General features: G+C 68.8%; 21 protein-coding genes. 17 read left to right on the top strand and 4 right to left on the bottom strand.

Translation table 11 applies throughout. From position 1 onward, the window contains the following. Window positions 1-87 precede the first annotated feature (87 nt). Window positions 88-1,044, bottom strand: coding sequence for a helix-turn-helix domain-containing protein (locus NNZ72_RS04705; protein WP_257313397.1), 957 nt, complete (start codon window positions 1,042-1,044; stop codon window positions 88-90). Between the two features lie 426 nt (window positions 1,045-1,470). Between NNZ72_RS04705 and NNZ72_RS04700 the strand changes: the two genes are divergently transcribed. From NNZ72_RS04700 to NNZ72_RS04690, 3 genes are read left to right on the top strand one after another with little or no spacing between them, the layout of a single operon-like run. Continuing rightward, window positions 1,471-2,355, top strand: a complete 885-nt coding sequence (locus NNZ72_RS04700) for a sugar phosphate isomerase/epimerase family protein (RefSeq protein WP_257313396.1) — start codon at window positions 1,471-1,473, stop codon at window positions 2,353-2,355. A gap of 18 nt (window positions 2,356-2,373) precedes the next feature. Beyond that, entirely contained in the window at window positions 2,374-3,573 is a 1,200-nt protein-coding gene (locus tag NNZ72_RS04695) for an ROK family transcriptional regulator (protein ID WP_257313395.1), read from the top strand. Beyond that, entirely contained in the window at window positions 3,570-4,304 is a 735-nt protein-coding gene (locus NNZ72_RS04690; protein ID WP_257313393.1) for an amidohydrolase family protein, read from the top strand. The genes NNZ72_RS04695 and NNZ72_RS04690 overlap by 4 nt, the downstream gene beginning before the upstream one ends. Window positions 4,305-4,321: 17 nt before the next feature. Here the strand turns inward: NNZ72_RS04690 and NNZ72_RS04685 are convergent, their stop codons facing one another. Together NNZ72_RS04685 and NNZ72_RS04680 are read right to left on the bottom strand one after the other, a co-directional pair. Beyond that, complete coding sequence (locus NNZ72_RS04685) at window positions 4,322-5,740, bottom strand: ATP-binding protein (protein WP_257313391.1); 1,419 nt, start codon at window positions 5,738-5,740, stop codon at window positions 4,322-4,324. Then, the gene (locus NNZ72_RS04680; RefSeq protein ID WP_257313389.1) at window positions 5,740-6,474 is read right to left on the bottom strand and encodes a response regulator; all 735 of its coding nucleotides are present in this window, start codon (window positions 6,472-6,474) and stop codon (window positions 5,740-5,742) included. Before NNZ72_RS04680 ends, NNZ72_RS04685 begins: the two co-directional genes overlap by 1 nt. 171 nt (window positions 6,475-6,645) lie before the next feature. Between NNZ72_RS04680 and NNZ72_RS04675 the strand changes: the two genes are divergently transcribed. The 13 genes from NNZ72_RS04675 (at window position 6,646) to kdgD (ending at window position 19,432) form a co-directional block, all read left to right on the top strand. After that, a complete protein-coding gene (locus NNZ72_RS04675) occupies window positions 6,646-7,149 on the top strand; it encodes an EF-hand domain-containing protein (protein ID WP_257313388.1) in 504 nt (167 codons plus the stop codon). A 59-nt stretch (window positions 7,150-7,208) separates the two neighbouring features. Then, window positions 7,209-7,700, top strand: coding sequence for a cytochrome b/b6 domain-containing protein (locus NNZ72_RS04670; RefSeq protein ID WP_257313386.1), 492 nt, complete (start codon window positions 7,209-7,211; stop codon window positions 7,698-7,700). A gap of 204 nt (window positions 7,701-7,904) precedes the next feature. Beyond that, window positions 7,905-8,942 carry an AraC family transcriptional regulator gene (locus tag NNZ72_RS04665; protein WP_257313384.1) on the top strand — a complete coding sequence of 346 codons (1,038 nt, stop codon included), beginning with the start codon at window positions 7,905-7,907 and terminating at the stop codon, window positions 8,940-8,942. A gap of 152 nt (window positions 8,943-9,094) precedes the next feature. Further along, window positions 9,095-10,165, top strand: coding sequence for a GGDEF domain-containing protein (locus tag NNZ72_RS04660; RefSeq protein ID WP_257313382.1), 1,071 nt, complete (start codon window positions 9,095-9,097; stop codon window positions 10,163-10,165). Between the two features lie 239 nt (window positions 10,166-10,404). After that, entirely contained in the window at window positions 10,405-11,220 is an 816-nt protein-coding gene (locus NNZ72_RS04655) for an SDR family NAD(P)-dependent oxidoreductase (RefSeq protein ID WP_257313379.1), read from the top strand. 29 nt (window positions 11,221-11,249) lie between these two features. Further along, window positions 11,250-12,188 carry a PLP-dependent cysteine synthase family protein gene (locus tag NNZ72_RS04650; RefSeq protein WP_257313378.1) on the top strand — a complete coding sequence of 313 codons (939 nt, stop codon included), beginning with the start codon at window positions 11,250-11,252 and terminating at the stop codon, window positions 12,186-12,188. 72 nt (window positions 12,189-12,260) lie between these two features. Next, window positions 12,261-13,277 carry an amino acid ABC transporter substrate-binding protein gene (locus NNZ72_RS04645; RefSeq protein WP_257313375.1) on the top strand — a complete coding sequence of 339 codons (1,017 nt, stop codon included), beginning with the start codon at window positions 12,261-12,263 and terminating at the stop codon, window positions 13,275-13,277. Window positions 13,278-13,338: 61 nt separating this feature from the next. Next, window positions 13,339-14,469 (top strand): amino acid ABC transporter permease, encoded by a 1,131-nt coding sequence (locus NNZ72_RS04640; protein ID WP_257313372.1) that lies wholly within the window; start codon window positions 13,339-13,341, stop codon window positions 14,467-14,469. Next, window positions 14,466-15,527: an amino acid ABC transporter permease gene (locus NNZ72_RS04635; RefSeq protein WP_257313371.1), complete on the top strand. Its 1,062-nt coding sequence runs from the start codon at window positions 14,466-14,468 to the stop codon at window positions 15,525-15,527. Before NNZ72_RS04640 ends, NNZ72_RS04635 begins: the two co-directional genes overlap by 4 nt. A gap of 28 nt (window positions 15,528-15,555) precedes the next feature. After that, window positions 15,556-16,755 (top strand): pyridoxal phosphate-dependent aminotransferase, encoded by a 1,200-nt coding sequence (locus tag NNZ72_RS04630; RefSeq protein WP_257313368.1) that lies wholly within the window; start codon window positions 15,556-15,558, stop codon window positions 16,753-16,755. A gap of 39 nt (window positions 16,756-16,794) precedes the next feature. Next, on the top strand, window positions 16,795-17,541 hold the full coding sequence (locus tag NNZ72_RS04625; RefSeq protein WP_257313365.1) for a GntR family transcriptional regulator: 747 nt from the start codon (window positions 16,795-16,797) through the stop codon (window positions 17,539-17,541). Window positions 17,542-17,648: 107 nt separating this feature from the next. Further along, complete coding sequence (locus NNZ72_RS04620) at window positions 17,649-18,377, top strand: amino acid ABC transporter ATP-binding protein (protein ID WP_257313726.1); 729 nt, start codon at window positions 17,649-17,651, stop codon at window positions 18,375-18,377. Window positions 18,378-18,523: 146 nt separating this feature from the next. After that, a complete protein-coding gene (gene kdgD / locus NNZ72_RS04615) occupies window positions 18,524-19,432 on the top strand; it encodes a 5-dehydro-4-deoxyglucarate dehydratase (protein WP_257313364.1) in 909 nt (302 codons plus the stop codon). Window positions 19,433-19,559: 127 nt separating this feature from the next. On the opposite strand, the gene NNZ72_RS04610 is transcribed toward kdgD, so the two are convergent. Then, complete coding sequence (locus NNZ72_RS04610; protein WP_257313362.1) at window positions 19,560-21,179, bottom strand: GMC family oxidoreductase; 1,620 nt, start codon at window positions 21,177-21,179, stop codon at window positions 19,560-19,562. Between the two features lie 92 nt (window positions 21,180-21,271). Here NNZ72_RS04610 and NNZ72_RS04605 point away from each other — a divergent pair, with 92 nt between their 5' ends. Next, complete coding sequence (locus NNZ72_RS04605) at window positions 21,272-22,153, top strand: LysR family transcriptional regulator (protein ID WP_257313360.1); 882 nt, start codon at window positions 21,272-21,274, stop codon at window positions 22,151-22,153. Window positions 22,154-22,188 lie beyond the last annotated feature (35 nt).

Genomic DNA, 22,188 nt, shown 5'->3' with positions numbered 1-22,188 from the left:
CAGGCTCTCTTCGGGAGCCAGTTCCATGAGCGTGTCCGAAGACTAATGCGGGTCGCGAGAGCCCGCCACGCGCGTTTTCGGGCCGACCTATACTTTTCCGCCGGCCGCGGCCATGCCGGCCGAATAGGCGCGGATCTCGCGGAACGGGTCCGGCCGGGCGTCCGTGCCGATCTTGTGGGCGTTGCGCCTATAGTCGGAGGGCGTGCGCCCGCAGATCTTGAAGAACTGCCTGTTGAAGTTGGCGATGTTGTTGAAGCCGACATCGAAGCAGATGTCGGTGATCGGCCGGTAGGTCTGGGTGAGCAGCGAGCAGGCGGCATAGATGCGCGCGAGGATGACGTAGCGGGCGAAGGTGTGGCCCGTCTGGCGCTTGAAGAGGCGCGAGAAGGCCTGCGGCTCGAGCCCGCAATGGCGCGCGACCGAGGCGAGGTCGATGTCCTCGCTGTAGTTGTCGAGCACGTAGCGCATCGCCGCGTCGAGCTCGGCCGGCAATTCCACCTCGGTGGAGGCGGGCGCGAGCCGCGACAGCTTGCGCCGCTCGGACGGATCGCGCGACAGCGCGATCATCAATTGCAGGAACATCAGCACGCGCTCGGCCCCGTTCGCCGCGCCCATCTGCGCGAGCAGCCGCCGGCCGGCCGCCGCCGTCGCGCCGAGGAACTCGACGCCGTAGACGGCATCCTCGAACAGCGCGCGGATGCCGCCGAGCTCGGGGCAGAAGCCGGCGACCCGGTCGGCCCATTCCGCGGTGAACTGGATGAGCATGTCGCGGTTGCGCACGAGCTTGCCGGGCTCGATGTCGCTCACCCAGTTGTGCGGCACGTTGGGGCCGGTCAGCACCAGGCAACCCGGCTCGAACTCGCCGATATAGTCGCCGACCATCATCACGCCGGAGGTCGAGCGGGTCAGGTGCAGCTCGTATTCGGGATGGTAGTGCCACTTCGCCCCGAAATAGGGATAGTCGTGCATGTTCCATCGGAAGGATTCCGCCGGCGGGCAGATGATCATCTCGAAATCGGGTACGATCCGCAAATCGGCTCTCATGGACTGCATCCTCCTCCCGGCGGGCAGGCCGCGCCTGCCCGATGGACCAATGCCTTCATGCCAGCGGGACAGGCCGTCTCCCGGCGCCGCACGCCATTTCCGCATCCCGGCGGAAAGTCGCGGCAAGGCGGGTCCGGCCCTGCATCTCCTCCTCAATTTGGCACGACGGCCGCAATCTATATGTTGTTTGTCAAGACAAATTAATTCATGCAGACTGCCTGTCAACCGGAATCTGAAACGGGCGATGGAAGGAGGCGGAAGCGTCGTTCGCAGGTGCAAAACCGTTCCGTTTGCGGCGCAGCGGAAGACAATTGCTCCGGCAGCGATCGGATGCCCGCGGCAGCGCCCGCGCGAATAGTCCTTGACAGGGCACGCGCAAATATATTTGTTGCAAGACGCAACATAGTCTTTTGCGGGAGGAAGGGCATGGACCGGCTCGGCATTCATTCCTTTGTGTGGACGGGCGGGCAGACGCAGGCCATGCTGGAGAAGGCGATGGAGAAATCCGCCGCCTGCGGCTACAAACTCATTGAATTCGCATATCTTCGCCCGGAAAATTTCGACCTCGACGCGCTCGCGCGCCGCGCCGCAGCGCTCGACCTCGCGGTCGCCGTGACGATGGGCCTGCCCTTCAGCCACGACGTGTCGAGCGAGGACGCGGAAACGGTGAAGGCCGGCGAGCGCATGCTCGCCGACGCGGTGCGGGCCGTGCGCGACATCGGCGGCCGCACGCTGGGCGGCATCCTCTATTCCGCCCACGGGAAATACGCCCGCATGCCCACCCGGAAGGGCCGGGACAACAGCGTCGCCGCCATCGCCCGGACGGCGGACGCGGCGAAGGCCGCCGGCGTCGGCCTCGTGCTGGAGATCGTCAACCGCTTCGAGACCAACCTCCTCAACACCACCGCCCAGGGCCTCGCCTTCATCAAGGAGACGGGGTCAGACCACGTCCGCCTGCACCTCGACACGTTCCACATGAACATCGAGGAGGCCGATCCCGCCGCCGCCATCCGGCTCGCCGGCGACAGGATCGGCTATTTCCACATCGGCGAGAGCAACCGCGGCTATCTCGGCGACGGCGTCGTCGATTTCGACCGCATCTTCGACGCGCTCCTCGACATCGGCTACGGCCGCGACATAACCTTCGAATCCTTCTCGAGCACGGTGGTCGACGAGGGCCTATCGCTCGCCTGCGCGATCTGGCGGGACACCTGGACCGACAACGTGCCGCTCGCCGAGCATGCGAGGCGCTTCATCGAGCTCAAGATGGACGAGGCCGGGCGCCGCCGCGCGACCAACGCCCGGCCCTGAGGGCAAGGAGGACTGTCCGTGAGCGAAGCGGGGGCGATCGGCGCGCCGCGCGGCATCCGCCAGCGCAACGAGCTGGCGGCCATGCGGGCGCTGCACCGGTTCGGGCGGCTGAGCCGCGCCGAGCTCGCCCGCATCCTCGGGCTCAACCGCTCGTCCTCCGGCCACATCATCGCCGGCCTCGCCGGGGACGGGCTCGTGCGCGAGGTCGGCGCCGTCGAGCAGGCGCGCACGTCCCCCGCCCATGCCGGCCGGCCCGGCATCATGATCGAGCTCGTGCCCGAGGCGGCCGCCTTCCTCGGCGTCGAGATCGGCGTCGAGCACATCACCGTCGTCGAGATCGACCTCGCCTCGCGGATCGTCGCCAGAAAGGTCTTTCCCTTCGCCGGACGCGAGAGCGACGTCGAGACGGCCGTGCGGCAGGCGGTCGGCATGGCCTTCGACGGCCTCGCGCCCGCGCGTCTTGCCCGCTGCGAGGGGATCGGCGTGGCGGTCCCCGCGCAGATGGACCGCCGCGGCTTCGTCCGCATCGCGCCGCTGCTCGGCTGGGAGAACGTGCCGCTCGCCGATCTCGTCCGCGCCGCCCTGCCGGTGCCCATGCCGGTGCTGGCGGAGAACGACGCGAACGCCTTCGCCATCGGCGCCAGCCACGGCCGCAGCGAGCCGCAGTCCGGCGTCACGCTGCATCTCGTGATGGAAAGCGGCGTCGGCGGCGGCATCATCGCCGACGGCAGCCTCTTCCGCGGCGCGCACGGCCTCGCCGGCGAGATCGGCCACCTGCGCGTGCCGGGCACGGGGGAACCGGAGCGCACGCTGGAGGAGGTCCTCGGCCTCGAATGCATCCTGACGGCCTACCGCACGGTCTCGCCCGCGGCCGAACCGTCCTTCGCCGGCTTCCTCGCCGACGTCCGCGACCGCGTGCCGGGCGCCGTCGCCATCGCCGAGGGCTGGGCGCGCGCGCTCGCCTTCGGGCTGATCCAGGCCTGCCGGATCATCGACGCCGACCGCATCCTGCTCGGCGGCTCGGTCGCCGCCCTCTATCCGCTGATGGCGGCGCGCGTGCTCCACCATATCCAGGCGATCCAGGAGCCGAGCTTTCCCGTCCCGGCGATCGAGGCGAACGACGACGAGACGGTCGGCCCCGCCTTCGGCGCGGCCTGCATGCTGCACCGGCGCTATCTCTCCGCCGAAAGCCCGCGGCTCGCAGACGACGCGGTGTGACGGCAGCCCCGTGGACCGTCGCGTCGGCGCACATCCATCCCTCGACGGCGATGCGGCGAGACCTCTCCACCGGCGATGTCCGCCGGCTCGGAGCGCGGGCGCAAACCCGTTTCGTCGGCTATGCGGACCTCAGCAAGCCCGACGTCGGCGACCTGCTCGACGGGCACATGCAATATGCGAACTTCCGCGGCATCCGCCAGTCGATGAACGTCCACACCGACCCGGCCAAGACCCACCTGACCGAGGCCGAGGTGAGCCGCACGCCGGAATGGCGCCGCGGCTTCCGGGAGCTGGCGCGGCGCGACCTCAGCTTCGACCTGCAGCTCTACTACTGGCAGGCCGACGAGTTCGTCGAGCTCGCGCAGGCCTTTCCCGATACGCAGATCATCCTCAACCATACCGGCATGCAGGTGGACGGTCCGTCCCATTTCGAGGGATGGAAGGCGGCGATGCGGCGGCTCGCCTCCGCCCCCAACATCGCCTGCAAGATCTCCGGCCTCGGCATGGGCAACTGGACCTGGACGACCGAGGACATCCGGCCCTATGTCGAGGAGGCGACCGCCGCCTTCGGCGTGGAGCGCTCGATGTTCGCCTCGAACTTCCCGGTGGACAAGCTGTTCTCCGGCTACGACGCGATCTTCGACGCCTTCGGGGAGATCACGAAAAACTACTCCGCCGCCGAGCGCCTGGCGCTGTTCCACGATAATGCGGCGCGCTTCTACCGGCTGTGAGCGGGCGACGGGCAGGCTCAGGGCCGGGTCGTGGCGGGCGTCCCGGTCGATGCCGCGGGGCCGCCGGCGAGCGGCAGCGTCACCGTGGCGCGCAGGCCGCCCTCGCTCCGGTTCGACAGGGCGACGTCGCCGCCGTGGGCCCGGAGGATCGCCCGGGCGATGGAAAGCCCCAGCCCGATGCCGCCGGTCTCGCGCGAGCGAGAGGTTTCCAGCCGGGCGAACGGGTCGAAGACGCGCTCCAGCTCCCCGGGCGGAATGCCCGGCCCGTCGTCGTCGATCGTAATCTCCGCCGTCCGCTCGCCGCGGTGCAGGCCGACGCGCGTGCCGCGGCCGTAGCGCTGGGCGTTTTCCATGAGGTTGCGCAGCGCGCGGCGGACCGGCGTGCGCCGCAGGGCCGTCACGACCGGGCCGACGCCGGTGAAGACGACCGGCGGGCCGGTCTCGGAGAGCTCGCCGGCGATGTCCTCCAGGAGTGCGGCGAGGTCCGTCTCCTCCATCGGCTGGTCGCGCGAGACGCCGCGCGCGAAGGCGAGCGTCGCCTCCACCATCTCCCGCATCTCGTCGAGCGTCGCCACCATCCGCTCGCGCGTCTCCTCGTCGTCCACCATCTCGGCGCGGACCCTGAGCGCGGTGATCGGCGAGCGCAGGTCGTGGCCGAGCGCCACCAGCATCCGGGTCCGGTCGGCGATCATGTCCGACAGCCGCCTCTGCATCCGCGCCAGCGCCTCGGACAGCGCGCGGACCTCGCGCGGCCCCTCGGGCGGCAGGTCGGGCGGCGTGCCGTCGAGGCCGAAGGTGTCGGCCGCGGCGGCGAGCCGGCGGAGCGGCCCGGTGATCCGCCGGATGCCGAGCCACAGCGCCGCCATCAGGAGCGCCAGCGAGAGGACCATGGTCCCGAGGATCACCGGCGGCACCTGCAGCCGCGGCCGCTCGAAGCGGGAGCGGACGTTGAGCCAGCGGCCTTCGGCAAGGCGCACGGAGATCCTGAGCTCGGCGGGGCCGATGCCGGCGGCGAGCATACGCTCCCGCATCCAGGCGGACGGCATCGGCCGGTGGCTATTCTCCCTGCCATGCGGGGGAACGAAGACCTCCTCGACGCGCACCTCCAGCGGGCTGTCGAGGCGGCCGAGGATGCGGCCGCGGACGGCTTCCTCGCCCGCCGCTCCGGCGCCGATCATCGGCCCGTCGTCGAGGCCGAAGCGCACGAGGCGGGAATTGACCGCCGCGAGGATGCTGCCGGCGCTCGCCTCCGGCGCGTTCTGCAGCGCGCGGGCGACGGCGGCCGTCCTGTCGGCGGTCTCGACGCGGTTGGCGGCCCGCAGCGCCGCGCCGCGCTCGTCGGCGAACAGCCAGGCGCTCATCACCTGGGCCGCGACGAAGGCGCCGAAGATGAGCAAAGCGAGCTGGCCGAGCAGGCTGCGGGGGAAGAGGCGCATCACGTCACCTCGCGGACGTCGGCCGCAAGGCAGTAGCCGCCGGCGCGCACGGTGGCGATGATCTGCGGGCGGGCCGGATCGTCCTCGATCTTGCGGCGCAGGCGGCTCACCTGGTTGTCGATCGTCCGGTCGAAGACGTCGGCGCTGCGCCCGCTGGTGATGTCGAGCAGCTGGTCGCGGGTGAGCACGAAGCGCGGGCGCTCGAGGAAGGCGGTGAGCAGCTTGAACTCGGCGGTCGTCAGCGCGACCGCGCCGCCGCCGGCCGCGCGCTCCAGAACCCTCCTGTCCGTGTCGAGGATCCAGCCGGCGAAGGCGAGCCTGCGTCCGCCGACCTGGCCGGCGAGCGGCTCGGGCCGGTCGGCGCGGCGCAGGATCGCCTTGATGCGCGCGAGCAGCTCGCGCGGGTTGAACGGCTTCACCAGATAGTCGTCGGCGCCGATCTCGAGCCCGACGATCCGGTCCGTCTCCTCGCCGAGCGCGCTCAGCATCAGGATCGGCGGCCCGCCCGAGGTCGAGAGGCGGCGCGCGGCCGAAAGGCCGTCCTCGCCCGGCATCATCACGTCGAGGACGACGAGGTCGAACCGGCCGGCCTTCAGCTGGGCGTCCATCTCGGCCGCATCCCTGGCGGCGCTTGCGCGCAGGCCATTCTTCTCCAGATAGCGCGTGACGGCGTCGCGGATCTCGCGATGGTCATCGACGACGAGGATATGCGGGATGCGGCTTTGCTCGGTCATGTGTCCCTATAGCGCGGGCGGGCGGCCCGCGCGAAAACTATTCGGTCGCAGCGCGTCGCACGCGTCGGCTTCTGCGACAGACCGATACAATCGGGCCCCTCCGGCGACAATCTTCTGCGACACGGCCGGCCCATCCTCGCCGCATCGAAACACCAACGATGAGGCGACGAGATGAAACGCAAGACGATCCTGACCCTGAGCGCCGCGGCCGTCGCCGTGGCGGCGGCCGCATTCGCCATCCCCGCGATCGCCGGCGGCCCCTGGGGCGGCCACGGCTGCCACGGCATGCGCATGGGCGGCGACGGGCCGGGCATGATGATGCGGCGGGGCGGCCACGGCCCCATGGGGCCGATGGGCCTGCGGGCGATGAGCGAGAACCCGGTCTACAAGTCGTTCGATGCCGACGGCAACGGCACCGTGACGGCGGCGGAGGCCGAGGCCGGCGTCGCCGCGCTGCACGGCAGGCACGACGCCGACGGCGACGGCAGGCTTTCCGCCGCCGAGTTCGAGGCGCTGTTCGCCGAGGTGAGCAAGGGCTTCGCCGCACGGCCTTTCGCCATGCTCGACGCGGACGGCGACAAGGCGATCAGCGCCGAGGAGATGACTTTCCCGGTGACGATGATGGCGCGCATGCGGGCCTGGCAGGATGCGGTCCCGGAAGCCGGGCAGCAGTGACGGAGGCGAGGCGGGAGCCGCACCGGCTCCCGCCCGCGACAACGGAAAGGGACAGGAAGATGACCGAGCCAAGGGGCTATTCACTGACGCAGATCGTGCTGCACTGGGCCGTCGCCGTTCTGGTGGCCGGGCAGTATTTCTTCAACGACGCGATCTCGCGGGCATGGGGCATGGTCCGCCAGGGCCAGGCCTTCGCCTTCGACCCGCTGATCCTCGCCCATGTCGCCGCCGGCGGCCTGATCCTCGTGCTCGTCGTGTGGCGCGTGCTGCTGCGCCTGCGGCGCGGCGCTCCTCCGCCGCCGGAAAACGAGCCCGGGCCGCTCAAGGTCGTGTCGCAGGTGGCGCACTGGGGCTTCTATGCCGTGCTCGCCGCCCTGTCCGTCACCGGCCTGCTCGCCTGGTTCGGCGCGATCGGCGGCGCGGCGCTCGCCCACAATGTCCTCAAGGTGGCGTTGCTGGCGCTCGTCGTCCTCCATGTGCTGGCGGTTCCGTTCCACCGCCTCGTCCTGAAGAACGACGTCATGCGGCGGATGCTCCGGCCGGCCGGCTGAGCCGGCACGCGGCGGGGCCGGCCGCGCAGGGCCTCGCCGTTCCGGCCTCTCTCTCTCTCTCCCTCCCATCTGTGACGTTCGGTCGCTTCGGCAGACGAAACCGGGCATATACTATCGGTGGAATCGACCCCGAGGGTCGAGGCCTGTACCGCCCGCGCGAGGAGGATGCCGCGCCGGCGGAAGCGGCAGGACTGGAGGAAGGACTTGGAGAGAGGCCCGGCCGCCCGAACGGCGACCTATATCCGCAGCTATGCGCTTTCCGGCTTCGCCGACATCGTCCGCAGCGCGGGCGGCGATCCGGTGCGGATGGTCCGCGAGGTCGGCATCGCCGCCGAGCTCCTCGACGATGTCGACAGGCTCGTGTCCTGGCCGCGGCTCTGCGCCCTCTACGAGCTTGCGGCGCGGGACCTGGACAGGCCCGATTTCGGCATCGAGTGGTCGCTCAGCATTCCGTCGCATTTCCCCAATGTCGGTCCGGCCGTGCTGCTTGCGAACTTCGCCGAGACGCTGGAGGAGTGGATGGTCTCCGCGCTCCGCTACTGGCGCAACCACACCAACGGCGTCATCTTCCAGCTTTGCGACGACAAGATCAGCGAGGACGTCTGCTTCCGTTTCGTGAGCGACCACCCCTCGCGCCAGGCGATCGAAAGCGTGATCGCCCAGACCGTGCGGATAACGCGCTTCGTCGCGAATTCCGACGAGAAGAACCCGACGCTGGTCCGCTTCCGCCATCCCGAGCCGGCCGCGACCGAGCTCCACCGGTCCTTCTTCCGCTGCGACCTGGAGTTCGGCGCCGCGCACAACGAGGTCCTGTTCCGCCGCGAATACCTGAAGCTGCCGGTGAACGGCGGGCTCCGGCGCCTGAAATGGCTGGTCGACTTCTATGCGCGCCGCCGGATACGCCGGATCTCGACCTACGACCAGTCGATCGCCGCCACGACCCGTCTCGTCCTGCGCGACATGCTGAGCTCCGGCTACTGCACGGTCGATTTCGTCGCCGCCTCCCTCGGCCTCGGCACCAAGAAGCTGCAGCGGCTGCTTTCGCAGGAAGGCACAAGCTTTTCCGACGTCCTCGACGAGGTGCGCAGGGCCATGGCGCTCGAGCTGATCGCCGACGAGAAAATATCCATCGCACGGATCGCCGGTCTTCTCGACTATGCCGGCACGCCGCCGTTCACCCTTGCATTCAGGCGCTGGACCGGCGTCTCACCGAGCGACTTCCGCCGGGATAAATTGACATAAGGCAATACTGTCGCGCCACCTTCATAATACAGGACACTACTTTCGGCGCGTTCAGGTTCTGGAAATGATGCGGACGCTTATCTGGCAGCGACAAGGGGCGCTGCGTTGCCCGGCCATGACCGAACCATGGGCCGGCGGGATAAGGATTTGCAATGCGACAGGACATCAGTGCACGTATCTTCTCGATCATGGCGCGCATGGGCATCCAGCCGAGCCCGGCGAACTACGAGCTGCTCCACGAGATCATCAGCGGAAACAACCCCGTCCTGCGCGACCGCTTCATGCAGCTCGGCAACGCGCCAAGCCCCACGGACCTCGCGCAGCTCGCCGAGGAGTTCCTTCCCCATCACTGCGGCCAGGCGCTCGGCGACCGCTGCGCGAGCGCCATCAAGGCCGAACTCGAGCAGCTGATCGGCTCGCTGAGCAAGGTCCAGCAGGACGTCGACGCCTATTCCAGCGCGCTTGCGACGGCGACGGCGAACATCGACACGGCGGAGGGCGACCGCAACGCGATCCGGAGCCAGCTGAAGCAGCTCGCCGACGCGACGGTCAGGCAGCGCGAGAGCAACACCTCCTTCGCCGCGACGGTGCAGCAGCGGCTGTCGGCGATCACCGCGGTGTCGGCGACGCTCGACGAGGCGGAAAGGGTGAAGTTCACGCACCCCGCAACCGGGCTCCACAATCGCCGGTCCTTCAACAAGCATCTGGCGGACAGGCTCGGCTCGGGCAAGATGCCCGAAGACTTCTCGATCGTGCTGGCGCAGATCGGCAACTTCCGCATCTTCGAGACGGGCAACATGACGAAGATCAAGACGCAGGTCCTCGCGCATGTCGGCGCGATGCTGCGCAAGGCCATGCCGGCCCACGTCTTCGTCGGGTGGATCGAGACGCCGCATATCGCCGTGCTCACCGATTCGACCGAGCATTCGGAGCTCGAAAGGCTGGCATCGATCATGAAGGCGGCACTCCTGCCGGTCTTCGAGGACGTCCACAGGCGGCTGCCGAACTATCTTCCCCTGACGCTCTCCTGCGGGGCCTGCGACGCCTACAACGCCTTCAGCCTCGCCGACATGCTGGAAAAGGCCGAGAGGGCCCTGATCGACGCGGAGAAATATCCGAACGGCCGCCTCGTCATCTTCGACGCCTCGGACAAGTCCCAGGGCCAGCGCCACAACTACGCGCTCTACCAGGCGGATGACGAGCGGGCCAAGCCGGTCCGCTGATCCCGCAAGGATAGAATCTCCCCGGCCGGAAAAGCGAGCGGACTGCCGGCGTCGTGGCCGGCCCGATGCCACGTTGGTCTCGCTTCGGTCCGGCCGAACGGCCCGGCGGCGACGATCTTCCCCACCTCGGCCGGCCGTTTTCGACCCGTCATCGAGCCCTCTCCCCGCAAGTCGAAAATCCACGTTGACTAAAATCGTCGTCTATGCGACATAATCGTCGACGATTTTGGAGATGACGGATGAGGCGACTGGAAGGAAAAATTGCTGCGGTAACGGGCGGCGCATCGGGCATCGGCGAAGCGACGGTCCGCCGCTTCGTCGCGGAGGGCGCGAAGGTCTGCTTAGCCGACGTGGACGAGGAGCGCGGCGCCGCCGTGGCGGACGAACTGAACGCGGCGGGCGGAACGGTCCGCTTCGTGCGCACCCAGACGCAGGACGAGGCGCAGTGCGAGGCCTTCATCAGGGCCGCCGTCGACGCCTTCGGCGGCCTGGACATCCTCGTCAACAACGCCGGCATCCGCCACTACCAGGGCATCCTGGAGACCGACAACACGACGTGGGACCGCATTCTCGGCGTCAACGTGAAGGGCTATGCCTTCTGTGCCAAGGCGGCCGTCGCCGCGATGAAGAAGAGCGGCGGGGGCAGCATCGTCAACGTGTCGTCCAACCGCTCGACCGCCGCCGGCGGCAACATGGTCGAGTACGACACCACCAAGGCGGCGGTGATCGGTCTCACGCGCGGCATCGCCTACGACCATGCCAGGGACGGCATCCGCGCGAACGCCATCTCGCCGGGCCCGGTCTTCACGCGGTTCCACGAGAAAAGGGCGGCCGCCCTCGGCAAGACGACCGAGGAGTTCATCCGCGGCTTCGGGCAGGGCGGCATGATGAAGCGGCCGGCGCGTCCCGAGGAGATCGCCGCGGCGATCCTCTTCCTGGCGAGCGACGACGCGTCCTACATCACCGGCATCAATCTCATGGCGGACGGCGGCATCTCCGCCGTCGACCCGGACTCCCTCAATACCTGGCTCCAGCAGGGCGTCACCGCCAGCTGAGCGCCGCCGGACAACCATGCGAGAGTGACATGACGCAGGACGACTTCAACCTTCTCTCCACCATCGGCAACACGCCGCTGATCGAGCTCGCCAAGCTGCCCGGGCCCGACGATGCGCGCGTCCTCGTCAAGCTCGAAAGCAAGAACCCGACCGGCAGCTCGAAGGACCGCAGCGCGCTTTCGATGATCGAGGAGGCGGAGCGCAGCGGCCGGCTGAAGCCCGGCCAGCGGGTCGTCGAGGCGAGCGGCGGCAGCACGGGCACCGCGCTCGCGATGATCTGCGCGCTGAAGGGCTATGCCTGCACCATCGTGACGTCGGACGCCTTCGCCGACGAGAAGCTGAAGACCATCCAGGCCTTCGGCGCGACGCTCGACATCATCCCGAGCGTCCACGGCAAGGCGACCTATCCGGAGCTGTTCGACCTCATGCATGCCCGCGTCGAGGAGCTGGGCCGCATCCCCGGCAACCACTACCTGCACCAGATGAAGAATCCGGCGAACCCCAGGGCCTACAACGCCATGGGCCGGGAGATCCTCGCGCAGACCGGCGGCGCGGTCGACGCCTTCACCATGACCTGCGGGTCCGGCGGCTGCTTCTCCGGCACGATGGAGGTCTTCAGGGCGCACCGGCCGGAGATCCTCGGCATCGCGGTCGAGCCGGCCGGCTACCGGCACATCTCCGGCGGTCCCAAGGGCGTGCACCATATCGACGGCGTCGGCGACGGCCCTCCGGGCGAACTCTTCCGCTACGAATTCGTCGACGGGATCGAGGCCGTCACCGACGACGAGGCCTACGACATGGCCCGCAGGCTGGCGCGCGAGGAGGGCATCTTCGGCGGCAAGTCCGCCGCGGCGAACGTCGTCGCGGCGCTGCGCGTCGCCCGGCGCCTCGGCAAGGGCCGCACGGTCACCACCGTGATCTGCGATACCGGCTACAAATACCTGTCCGGAGATCTCTTCACGATCTGAAACAGGGAGGATCCAGAAAATCCGTCCGGCGGCATGGAGAGCCGCCGAAACCAAGCAAGAAGGGGAATACGAATGCGAAACAAACTGCTTACATCGCTCGTCGCATGCACCGCCCTGCTGGTCGCGCACCAGGCGTCCGCCGGGCCGACGCTCGAGAAGATCAAGGCCCGCGGCGAGCTCGTCTGCGGCGTCAACACCGGCCTCGGCGGCTTCAGCGTCGCCGACAGCGCCGGCGAGTGGACCGGCTTCGACGTCGACATGTGCAAGGCGATCGCCGCGTCGATCTTCGGCGATGCCTCCAAGGTCCGCTTCGTGCCGACCTCCGAGCAGGTCCGCTTCACGGCCCTGCAGGCGGGCGAGGTGGACGTGCTGACCCGCAATTCGACCTGGACGCTGCAGCGCGACGCCGGCCTCGGCCTCGACTGGGCGGGCATCAACTTCTACGACGGCCTGGCGTTCATGGTGCCGGTCGCCGCGGGCATCGCCGACCTCAAGTCGCTCGACGGCGCGACGATCTGCATGAACCAGGGCTCGGCCGCCGAGGTCGACACCCGCAACTACTTCACGACCCACGGCATGACCTACCAGCCGCTGGCGATCGAGAACCAGGAATCGCTGAACGCGTCCTTCTTCTCCGGACGCTGCGACGCGATCACGGCGGATTCCTCCAACCTCGCCGCCATCCGCACCACCGCGGAGAAGCCCGAGGACTATGTCGTGCTTCCGGAGATCATCTCGAAGTCGCCGCTCGGCCCGGTCGTGCGCAAGGACGATCCGGAATTCACCGCTATCGTCCGCTGGACGCTGAACGCGATGGTCACCGCCGAGGAATACGGCGTGACGAGCGCGAATGTCGACGACATGAAGGCGAACGGCAGCGAGAGCGTCAAGGCGCTGCTCGGCGTCAACCCCGGCGCGGGCAAGGCTCTGGGCATCTCCGAGGACTGGGCCTACAACATCGTCAAGCAGATCGGCAACTACGGCGAGAGCTTCGAGCGCAACGTCGGCGCCGGCTCGCCCCTGGGCCTGCCGCGCGGCGCCAACGCGCTCTGGTCCAAGGGCGGCCTGCTCTACGCGCCGCCGATGTGATCGCGTCCTGTCCCGCGCCTGTCCGGCAGGCGCGGGACGATCCTTCTCCGATAGGTGCCCAGTGTCGAACCCGACCCCGATCTCCGCAAGGCATACGATCCTCGGCTACGCGCTGACATGGATCGCCATGTTCGCCGGCCTGTTCCTGCTCGTGCGCTTCTCGGTCGCCACGCTCGGCAGCCGCAGCATCAGCGTCGACTTCGGGTTCCTCGGCTATCCCGCCAATTTCGACATCGGCAACAGCCTGCTGCCCTTCACGGGGAGCGACAGCTACGGCAAGGCGCTGTTCATCGGCTTCCTCAACACGATCAAGGCCGCACTCGCCTGCATCGCGCTTGCGACCGTCGTCGGCACCCTGATCGGCATCCTGCGCCTCTCGTCCAATCCGCTGCTGCGCGGCTGCGCCGGCCTCGTCATCGAGGTGCTGCGCAACGTGCCGCCGCTCCTGCAGCTCTTCGCATGGTCGGCGGTCATCCAGTTCTCGCTGCCGCTGCCGCGCGAGGCCTGGGAGCCGGTCACCGGGGTCGTCCTCTCCAACCGCGGCATCTGGTTCCCCTTCCTGGCCTTCACGGGCGAGCACTCCGCACCGTCGCTCCTCGGCCTCGCGCTGGCCGCCGCGGCGGCGGGCGTGGCGGCATGGCGGGTGTTCGGCGGCCGCGTGCCGAAGCGGCTGCGGCACCTCGCCGTCGCCGCCCTCGTGGCAGGTGTCGCCCTGCTCATCCTGTCCGGGTCGGTCGTGCCGGACCTGCCGGAGAAGCGCGGCTTCAATTTCCGCGGCGGCGTTTCCGTGACGCCCGAATTCGCCGCGCTCGTCGTCAGCCTCACGCTCTACACCAGCGGCTACATCGCGGAGGTCGTGCGCGGCGCGGTGCTCGCCGTGCCGGTGGGCCAGTCGGAAGCGGCCGGCGCGCTCGGCCTTCGCTACCTGCAGACCCTCCGGCTGGTGGTGCTGCCCCAGGCCGTGCGCATCGCCATCCCGCCGATGACGAACCAGTACATCAACGTGACGAAGAGCACGTCGCTGGCGGTGGCGGTCGGCTATTCCGACATCGTCTCCATCGGCAACACCATCATGAACCAGAGCGGGCGCGCGATCGAGGTCATCGCCATCTTCGTGGCGGCCTACCTGCTGCTGAACCTCGTCATCTCCGAGGTCATGAACCGCCTCAACAGACGGATGTCGCTGGCATGAACACGGCGCGATCCTCCCTCCGGCACCGCACGCGCAGCCCCTTCTTCCATCCGTGGCACAATGCCGCGATCACGGTCGGCCTGTCCGCCTTCCTGCTCTACCTCGCCTGGCATCTGTGGCGATGGGCGGTGAGCGAGGCCGTGCTGCTGCCGGGCCGGGGCGCCGAATGCATGCAGGCCGCCGGCGCCTGCTGGTCCATCGTGCAGGAGAAGTGGCGGCTGATCCTGTTCGGCTTCTATCCGCAGGCCGAGCTCTGGCGCGTGGTCGCCGTCCTCGCGGTCGTGGCCGTCGCCGTCGGGATCTCGTCGGTGCCGCGATTCTGGTCGCGCCACCTTCTCACCCTGTGGGCCGCCGCGATCGTGTCCGTGCTGACGCTCCTCAGCGGCGGCGTGCTGGGGCTGCGCTACGTCTCGCCGGACCAGTGGAGCGGCCTGCCGCTGACCGTGGTGCTGTCGCTCGGCGCGATCATCATCGCCCTGCCGCTCGGCATCCTGCTGGCGCTCGCCCGCCAGTCGGAGATCATCCCGCTGCGCGCGGCCGCCGTCGCGGTGATCGAGCTCATCCGCGGCATACCGCTGGTGACGGCGCTGTTCGTGGCCTCGGTCGTCCTGCCGCTGTTCCTGCCGGCCGAGGTGACGATCCCGAAGATCATCCGCGCGCTCATCTGCATCGCGGTCTTCCTCGCGGCCTACGTGGCGGAGGCCGTCCGGGCCGGGCTGCAATGGATACCGGGCGGGCAGAAGGAGGCCGCCGCGGCGCTCGGCCTGCGCTACTGGCGCACGCAGCAGCTCGTCATCCTGCCGCAGGCCCTCAGGGTCTCGCTTCCCGGGCTGATCAACGCCTTCCTGGACTTCCTCCAGGCCACGTCGCTGGTCGTCATCATCGGGCTCTTCGATCTCTTGGGCACCACGCGCGCCGCCATCGCCGACACCGCCTGGCAGGCATTCTACCTGGAGGCCTATCTCGCGGTGGCGGCCATCTATTTCGTCCTGTGCTTCTCGATCTCGAAATATTCGGGCTGGCTGGAAGCCTATCTGCGGCGGAGCCTCAAGCGATGACGCACGCCAAGCCATACGGGAAACGAGCATGAAATACGAAAACAGCCGGTCGAGCGGCATAAAGGCATCGCCGAGCATGGCGATCGCGATGGCGGCGAAGAAGCTGAAAGCCGAGGGGCGCGACATCATCGACCTCTCCCTCGGGGAGCCGGATTTCGAGCCGCCGGCGCATGTCGCCGAGGCGGCGCAGGCGGCCGTCCGGGCGGGCAGGATCCGATACGGGGCCGCCGCCGGCAGCGAGGCGCTGCGGCAGGCGATCCGCGACAAATTCCGCCGGGAGAACCGGCTCGATTTCGCCCTCGACGAGATCACCGTCGCCAACGGAGCGAAGCAGATCATCTTCGACGCGTTCCTGGCGACGCTGGAGCCGGGCGACGAGGTCGTGATCCCCGCGCCCTGCTGGGTCTCCTACGGCGACATCGTCTCCCTCCACGGCGGCACGCCCGTCTACGTGGCGTGCGGCCCGGACGCCGGCTTCAAGCTCTCCGCAAGCCGCCTCGAGGAGGCGATCACCCCGCGCACCCGCTGGCTGATGCTGAATTCCCCGTCGAACCCGACCGGCGCGGTCTATTCGGCGGAGGACTATGCGGCCCTGGAGGCGGTGCTCGCCCGCCATCCGCGGATCCTGGTCCTGTCGGACGAGATATACGAGCATATCCTGCTGCGCGACGTGCCGTTCGCGTCGTTCGGCGCGACGTGCCCCTCGCTGCGCCACCGCACGCTGCTGGTCAACGGCGTCTCCAAGGCCTATGCGATGACGGGCTGGCGCGTGGGCTACGCCGCGGGGCCGAAGGAGCTCGTCGCCGGCATCAGCAAGATGCAGTCGCAGAGCGTCACCTCGGTCTGCGGCGTCGCGCAGGCGGCGGCGGTCGCGGCGCTGACGGGAGACCAGGCCTTCGTGGCGGAGGCCGCGCGAACCTTCTCGCGCCGCGCGGAACTGATCGCCACCGGGCTGGCGGCGATCGGCGGCATCGAATTCGTCCGGCCGGACGGGGCCTTCTACGCCTTCATCGGCGTGCGCGACCTCGTCGGCAAGGCGGGTCTTTCGGACGACACGGCCGTCGCGGCGCATCTCTTGAACGAATGCGGGCTGTCGAGCGTGCCGGGAACCGCCTTCGCCATGCCGGGGTTCATACGCCTGTCGATCGCGGCGTCGGATCGGGAGCTGCAGGGTGCTTGCGAAAGAATAGCAAGGATGGTCACATCGCTGGGGTTCAGGGCGGCATGACGCCTTGTGGGTCAGGGGTCGATCGGGTCAGGAGAATGGATGTCTAATCTACCGAGCCTTCGGGAGGTTGTCGGGCGGCACGCCTCGGCGGCGCAGACCGCGCCGGAGATGGCGGCGGTCGCCTTGCGCGAGGCGATCGTCACGGGCGCCCTGCAGGGCGGCGCGACCATCAAGCAGGACGACGTCGCGCAGCTGCTGCAGATCAGCAAGGCGCCGATACGGGAAGCGTTGCGCGAGCTGCAGGCGGACGGGCTGGTGCAGGCCGTGAAGAACCGCGGCTTCATCGTCACGCGCATGTCGGCGGCGGAGATGGACGAGATGTTCCGCATCCGCAGCGCCCTCGAGCCGATCGCCATCGAGCTCGCCATGCCGATGATGACGAGCCGCGACATCGAGAAGGCGGCGGCGTTCATCGACAAGATGGAGAACCTGTCGGACCTCTCTTGGATGTGCGACTTCAACCTGAATTTCCACCTGTCGCTCTACGCGCCGTCGGAGGCGAGCCACCTGCTGAAGATGATCCGCCACGCCCATTACGTTTCGCACCGCTACGTGCACGCGTCCTACTGGGCCGGGCATTCCGCGCCGGCCTCGCAGGACGAGCACAAGGCGATCCTGGAGGCGTGCCGGCGCCGCGACGTCGTCCAGGCGGGCGCGCTCCTGTCGGGGCACATCCAGAACGCGTGGCAGACGATGAGGTCCGATCTCGCCCGGTTCTTCGTCGGGCACGGCGTCGTGCCGGAGTTCCAGACCGAGGGCGGTTCGCGCGCGGCCGCGCGCCGGTAATCAGGGCGGCGGTCGCCCACATTTCACGAGGGATCAGGAGGAGCATGATGGTCAGGACCCAATTCGCCGAGGCGGTGCAGGAAAGCGCCGATGCCGGCCGGGACGCGATGATCCGGCTCGTCGGGCTCAACAAGTGGTACGGCTCCTACCATGCGCTGCGCGACATCGACCTGACGGTGAGGCGGGGAGAGCGCATCGTCGTCGCCGGCCCGTCGGGCTCCGGCAAATCGACGATGATCCGCTGCATCAACCGCCTCGAGCAGCACGAGAAGGGCCAGATCGTCGTGGACGGCATCGAGCTCACGGACGATCTCAGGAAGATCGACGAGGTGCGCCGCGAAGTCGGCATGGTGTTCCAGCACTTCAACCTCTTTCCCCACCTGACGATCCTCGAGAACTGCATGCTGGCGCCGCTCTGGGTGCGCAAGCTGCCGAGGAAGGAGGCCGAGGAGATCGCGATGCACTACCTCGCCCGCGTCCGCATCCCCGAGCAGGCGAACAAGTATCCCGGCCAGCTCTCCGGCGGGCAGCAGCAGCGGGTGGCGATCGCGCGGGCATTGTGCATGAGGCCGAAGGTCATGCTGTTCGACGAACCCACGTCGGCGCTCGACCCGGAAATGGTCAAGGAAGTGCTGGACACGATGGTTTCGCTTGCCGAGGAGGGGATGACGATGGTGTGCGTGACGCACGAGATGGGGTTCGCGCGGCAGGTGGCGGACCGCGTGATCTTCATGGACCAGGGCGAGATCATCGAGGAGGGCGACCCCGCCGGCTTCTTCGACAACCCGCGGCACGACCGCACCCGGCTCTTCCTGAGCCAGATCCTCGGCCATTGACGACGCCGGCCTGAGAAGGGGCAGCTCGACAGCACAGCAAGCACATGGATCAGGCGGCGCGGCGGACCGCGCCGCCGCGACGAAGCGCGTGCCGCCGACAGGCAGGGCGGCCGGCCAAACCAGCAATCCCAGAGAAAGGAACACCCATGAAAACCGAAGACCTGAAGCACGTGCTCGGCGCCGGCCTGCTTTCCTTCCCCGTGACGCATTTCGACGCGGAGGGCGATTTCAACGCCGCAAGCTATGCCGAGCATGTCGGCTGGCTGTCCGGCTTCGGCGCGGCGGCGCTGTTCGCCGCCGGCGGAACGGGCGAGTTCTTCTCGCTTGCGCCCGAGGAGATTCCGCAGGTCGTCCGCGTCGCCAAGGAGGCCGCCGGCAAGACGCCGATCGTCTCCGGCTGCGGCTACGGCACGACGATGGCCGTCTCGATCGCCAGGGCCGTGGAGAAGGCCGGCGCCGACGGCATCCTGCTCCTGCCCCATTACCTGATCGATGCGCCGCAGGAGGGCCTCTACCGCCACGTCAAGGCCGTGTGCCAGGCGACGGGCATGGGCGTGATGGTCTACAACCGCGACAACTCGGTCCTCCAGGCCGACACGCTAGCCCGGCTTTGCGACGAGTGCCCGAACCTCGTCGGCTTCAAGGACGGGACGGGCGACATCGGCCTCGTCCGCCAGGTCACCGCGAAGATGGGCGACCGCCTGACCTATCTCGGCGGCATGCCGACGGCGGAGCTCTTCGCCGAGGCCTATCTCGGCGCCGGCTTCACCACCTATTCCTCCGCGGTCTTCAACTTCGTCCCGGCCCTCGCGATGGAATTCTACACGGCGCTGCGCGCCGGCGAGCGGGCGAAATGCGAGGCGATCCTCCTCGACTTCTTCTATCCCTTCATGGCGATCCGCAACCGCGCGAAGGGATACGCCGTCTCGGCGGTCAAGGCCGGCGTCCGCCTGCAGGGCTTCGACGCCGGTCCCGTCCGCCCGCCGCTCAGTGACCTGACGGCGGAGGAGACGGCGATGATGGAGGCGCTCATCGGACGCCGCAAGCGCCGCTGAAACGCCGCGGCCGCCCCGTCATGGAGACGGGGGCGGCCGCGCGGTGCCTCGGACGGTCATGTGCTCGCGGACAAGGTCGTGAAACAAAACACCCGCGCGCCGGCCGCGGCAAGCCGGCTTGGCCGGTCTATCGCAGATCCTCGGCGATCATCTTGGCGCCCTTGAGCCCGATCAGGGCGGTCGGCGTGTTGGTGTTGCCGGAGGTGATCGTCGGCATGACGGACGCGTCGACCACCCTGAGGCCGTCGAGGCCGATCAGCCGCAGCCGTTCGTCGACGACCGCCCCCGGGTCCGTCGGCCGGCCCATCCTGGCCGTCCCTACCGGGTGGAAGATCGTCGTCCCGATGTCGCCCGCCGCGCGCGCCAGGCTCGCGTCGTCGTCGCCCACCGCCGGGCCGGGCAGATATTCGACGGGCCGGAAGCGGGAGAGGGCGGGCTGCGCCATCAGGCGCCGTGTGACGCGGATGGCGTCGGCCGCGACCTTGCGGTCCTCGTCCGTCGAGAGGTAGCAGGGCGCGATGCGCGGAGCGGCATGCACGGAAGCCTCCGTTATGCGCACGCTCCCGCGGGACGTCGGCCTGAGATTGCAGGCGCTGACGGTGATCGCGGGGAAGCGGTGGAGCGGATCGCCGAACTTGTCGAGCGAAAGCGGCTGGACGTGGAACTGGATGTTCGGACGGTCGTGTTCCGGGCTCGAGCGCGTGAAGATGCCGAGCTGCGAGGGAGCCATCGTCAGGGGGCCGCGCCGCGCCAGCGCATATTGCAGGCCCATCCAGCCGCGGCCGGGGAGGGAATGGTACATCTCGTTCAGCGTGCGGACGTTCTCGACCTTGAAGATCGCCCGCTGCTGCAGGTGGTCCTGCAGGTTCTCGCCGACGCCCGGGGCGTCCAGGACCGGCGTGATCCCGAGGCCGGAGAGGAAATCGGCCCGGCCGATGCCGGAGCGCTGCAGGACCTGGACGGAACCGATGGACCCCGAGCAGAGGACCACCGTTCCGCGCGCCCGGGCGACGAAGGTCTGCGATCCCTTGCGGTACTCGACGCCGGTGACCCTCGATCCCGAGATCTCGAGCCGCTCCACCAGGACCTGCGTCTCCAGCCTGACGTTCCGCCGCGCCAGCGCCGGCTTGAGGAAGCCGCGGGCGGAGGACCAGCGGCGGCCCCGCTTCTGGTTGACGTGGAAATATCCCGCGCCTTCGTTGTCGCCGACGTTGAAGTCCGGCGTCGGCGGTATGCCCATCTGGCCCGCCGCCTCGCGCACGGCGTCGAGGATGGCCCAGGACAGGCGCGGCGACTCGATGCGCCATCCGCCGCCCGCGCCGTGGAATTCGCTCTCGCCGAGGAAATGGTCTTCCAGCTCGCGGAAAAGCGGCAGGACGTCGCTCCAGCCCCAGCCCGTCATCCCGAGCGAGCGCCAGTGATCGTAGTCGGCCGCCTGTCCGCGCATCGAGATCATGGCGTTGATGGCGGACGAGCCGCCGATCACCTTGCCGCGCGGATAGGCGAGCGACCGGCCGTTGAGGCCGGGCTCGGCCTCCGTCCTGAACATCCAGTCGGAGCGCGGATTGCCGATCGCGAACAGGTAGCCGACCGGAACGTGGAACCAGATCCAGTTGTCCATGCCGCCCGCTTCCAGCACGAGGATGCGCCGCGCGGGATCGCGCGACAGCTGCTCGGTGACGACGCAGCCCGCGGTCCCGGCGCCGACCACGATGCAATCGAATTCGCCCGCATCCGTCTTCTGCATGATCTCCTCCCCGCTCATCCCCCATCTTGCCCATTGCCGGCACGGAGGCAACATGTAGAAATGCACTTTCGCTATGCGCAAACGGGTGCAGGATGGATTGGGACGACCTCCGGCTTTTCCTCGCCGTCGCCCGGCAGGGGACGATCGTCGACGCGGCGCGCGCGCTCGAATGCGATCATTCGACCGTGTCGCGCCGGCTGTCGCAACTGGAGGCGACGATCGGCGTCGACCTCTTCCATCGCGCGGGCCGGCGCCTCAGGATCACGGATGCGGGATCGAAGCTCCGCCGCACGGCGGAGAAGGTGGAGACGACGCTGATCAGGGACATGGCCGCCATCGACGAGGCGCGGGCCATCCGCACCGGATCGGTCACCATCGGCGCGCCGGAGGGGCTCGGCGTCAGCTATCTCGCCGCCAATATCGGCGCGATCGTCGATCTCTACCCGGAAATCTCGATCGAGCTGGTGGCCCTTCCCCGGAACTTCTCGCTCGCCGACCGGGAGGTGGACATCGCGATCACGCTCGACCGCCCGACCGCGGGCGACCTGACCTTCCGCAAGCTGACGGACTACGCGCTGCAATTCTACGGCAGCCCCGGCTATCTGGAGCGCGCGGGAACGCCGCGCGCGGCGCAGGACCTGCAGGCCCATCGCCTGTGCGGCTACATCGACCAGCTCCTGCACACGGACGAGCTCGACTACATGCGCTCACTCGGCAGGAACCTGCGCCCGCAGATCAAGAGCAGCAGCATCGCCGCCCAGATGCAGACCATCGCGAGCGGGGCCGCCATCGGCGTCCTGCCGAAGTTCATGGCCGTCTCGCATCCCGGCCTGAGGCCGATCCTGCCCGACACGGTGCTGACGCGGTCCTACTGGATGTCGTTCCACAACGACCTGCGGAGGGTCGAGCGCGTCCGGCTGGTCTTCGCGGCGATCGCGGAGGCCGCGCAACGCGACCAGGACGTCTTCCGGTAGCGGGCCCGCAGACTCGCCTGCCGGGGTCCGGGAAC

It is taken from the genome of Shinella pollutisoli, from assembly GCF_024609765.1.
In the GTDB taxonomy this organism is placed as follows: Bacteria; Pseudomonadota; Alphaproteobacteria; order Rhizobiales; family Rhizobiaceae; genus Shinella; species Shinella pollutisoli.
This window is presented reverse-complemented; position numbering and strand designations above follow the sequence as displayed.

Coding starts and splice junctions, on each gene's coding strand:
- NNZ72_RS04655 (WP_257313379.1), top strand. CDS start 10,405: ATGAGGCGACTGGAAGGAAAAATTGCTGCGGTAACGGGCGGCGCATCG.
- NNZ72_RS04605 (WP_257313360.1), top strand. CDS start 21,272: ATGGATTGGGACGACCTCCGGCTTTTCCTCGCCGTCGCCCGGCAGGGG.
- NNZ72_RS04670 (WP_257313386.1), top strand. CDS start 7,209: ATGACCGAGCCAAGGGGCTATTCACTGACGCAGATCGTGCTGCACTGG.
- kdgD (WP_257313364.1), top strand. CDS start 18,524: ATGAAAACCGAAGACCTGAAGCACGTGCTCGGCGCCGGCCTGCTTTCC.
- NNZ72_RS04680 (WP_257313389.1), bottom strand. CDS start 6,474: ATGACCGAGCAAAGCCGCATCCCGCATATCCTCGTCGTCGATGACCAT.
- NNZ72_RS04630 (WP_257313368.1), top strand. CDS start 15,556: ATGAAATACGAAAACAGCCGGTCGAGCGGCATAAAGGCATCGCCGAGC.
- NNZ72_RS04650 (WP_257313378.1), top strand. CDS start 11,250: ATGACGCAGGACGACTTCAACCTTCTCTCCACCATCGGCAACACGCCG.
- NNZ72_RS04705 (WP_257313397.1), bottom strand. CDS start 1,044: ATGAGAGCCGATTTGCGGATCGTACCCGATTTCGAGATGATCATCTGC.
- NNZ72_RS04660 (WP_257313382.1), top strand. CDS start 9,095: ATGCGACAGGACATCAGTGCACGTATCTTCTCGATCATGGCGCGCATG.
- NNZ72_RS04625 (WP_257313365.1), top strand. CDS start 16,795: ATGTCTAATCTACCGAGCCTTCGGGAGGTTGTCGGGCGGCACGCCTCG.
- NNZ72_RS04675 (WP_257313388.1), top strand. CDS start 6,646: ATGAAACGCAAGACGATCCTGACCCTGAGCGCCGCGGCCGTCGCCGTG.
- NNZ72_RS04685 (WP_257313391.1), bottom strand. CDS start 5,740: ATGCGCCTCTTCCCCCGCAGCCTGCTCGGCCAGCTCGCTTTGCTCATC.
- NNZ72_RS04620 (WP_257313726.1), top strand. CDS start 17,649: ATGATCCGGCTCGTCGGGCTCAACAAGTGGTACGGCTCCTACCATGCG.
- NNZ72_RS04645 (WP_257313375.1), top strand. CDS start 12,261: ATGCGAAACAAACTGCTTACATCGCTCGTCGCATGCACCGCCCTGCTG.
- NNZ72_RS04700 (WP_257313396.1), top strand. CDS start 1,471: ATGGACCGGCTCGGCATTCATTCCTTTGTGTGGACGGGCGGGCAGACG.
- NNZ72_RS04635 (WP_257313371.1), top strand. CDS start 14,466: ATGAACACGGCGCGATCCTCCCTCCGGCACCGCACGCGCAGCCCCTTC.
- NNZ72_RS04610 (WP_257313362.1), bottom strand. CDS start 21,179: ATGCAGAAGACGGATGCGGGCGAATTCGATTGCATCGTGGTCGGCGCC.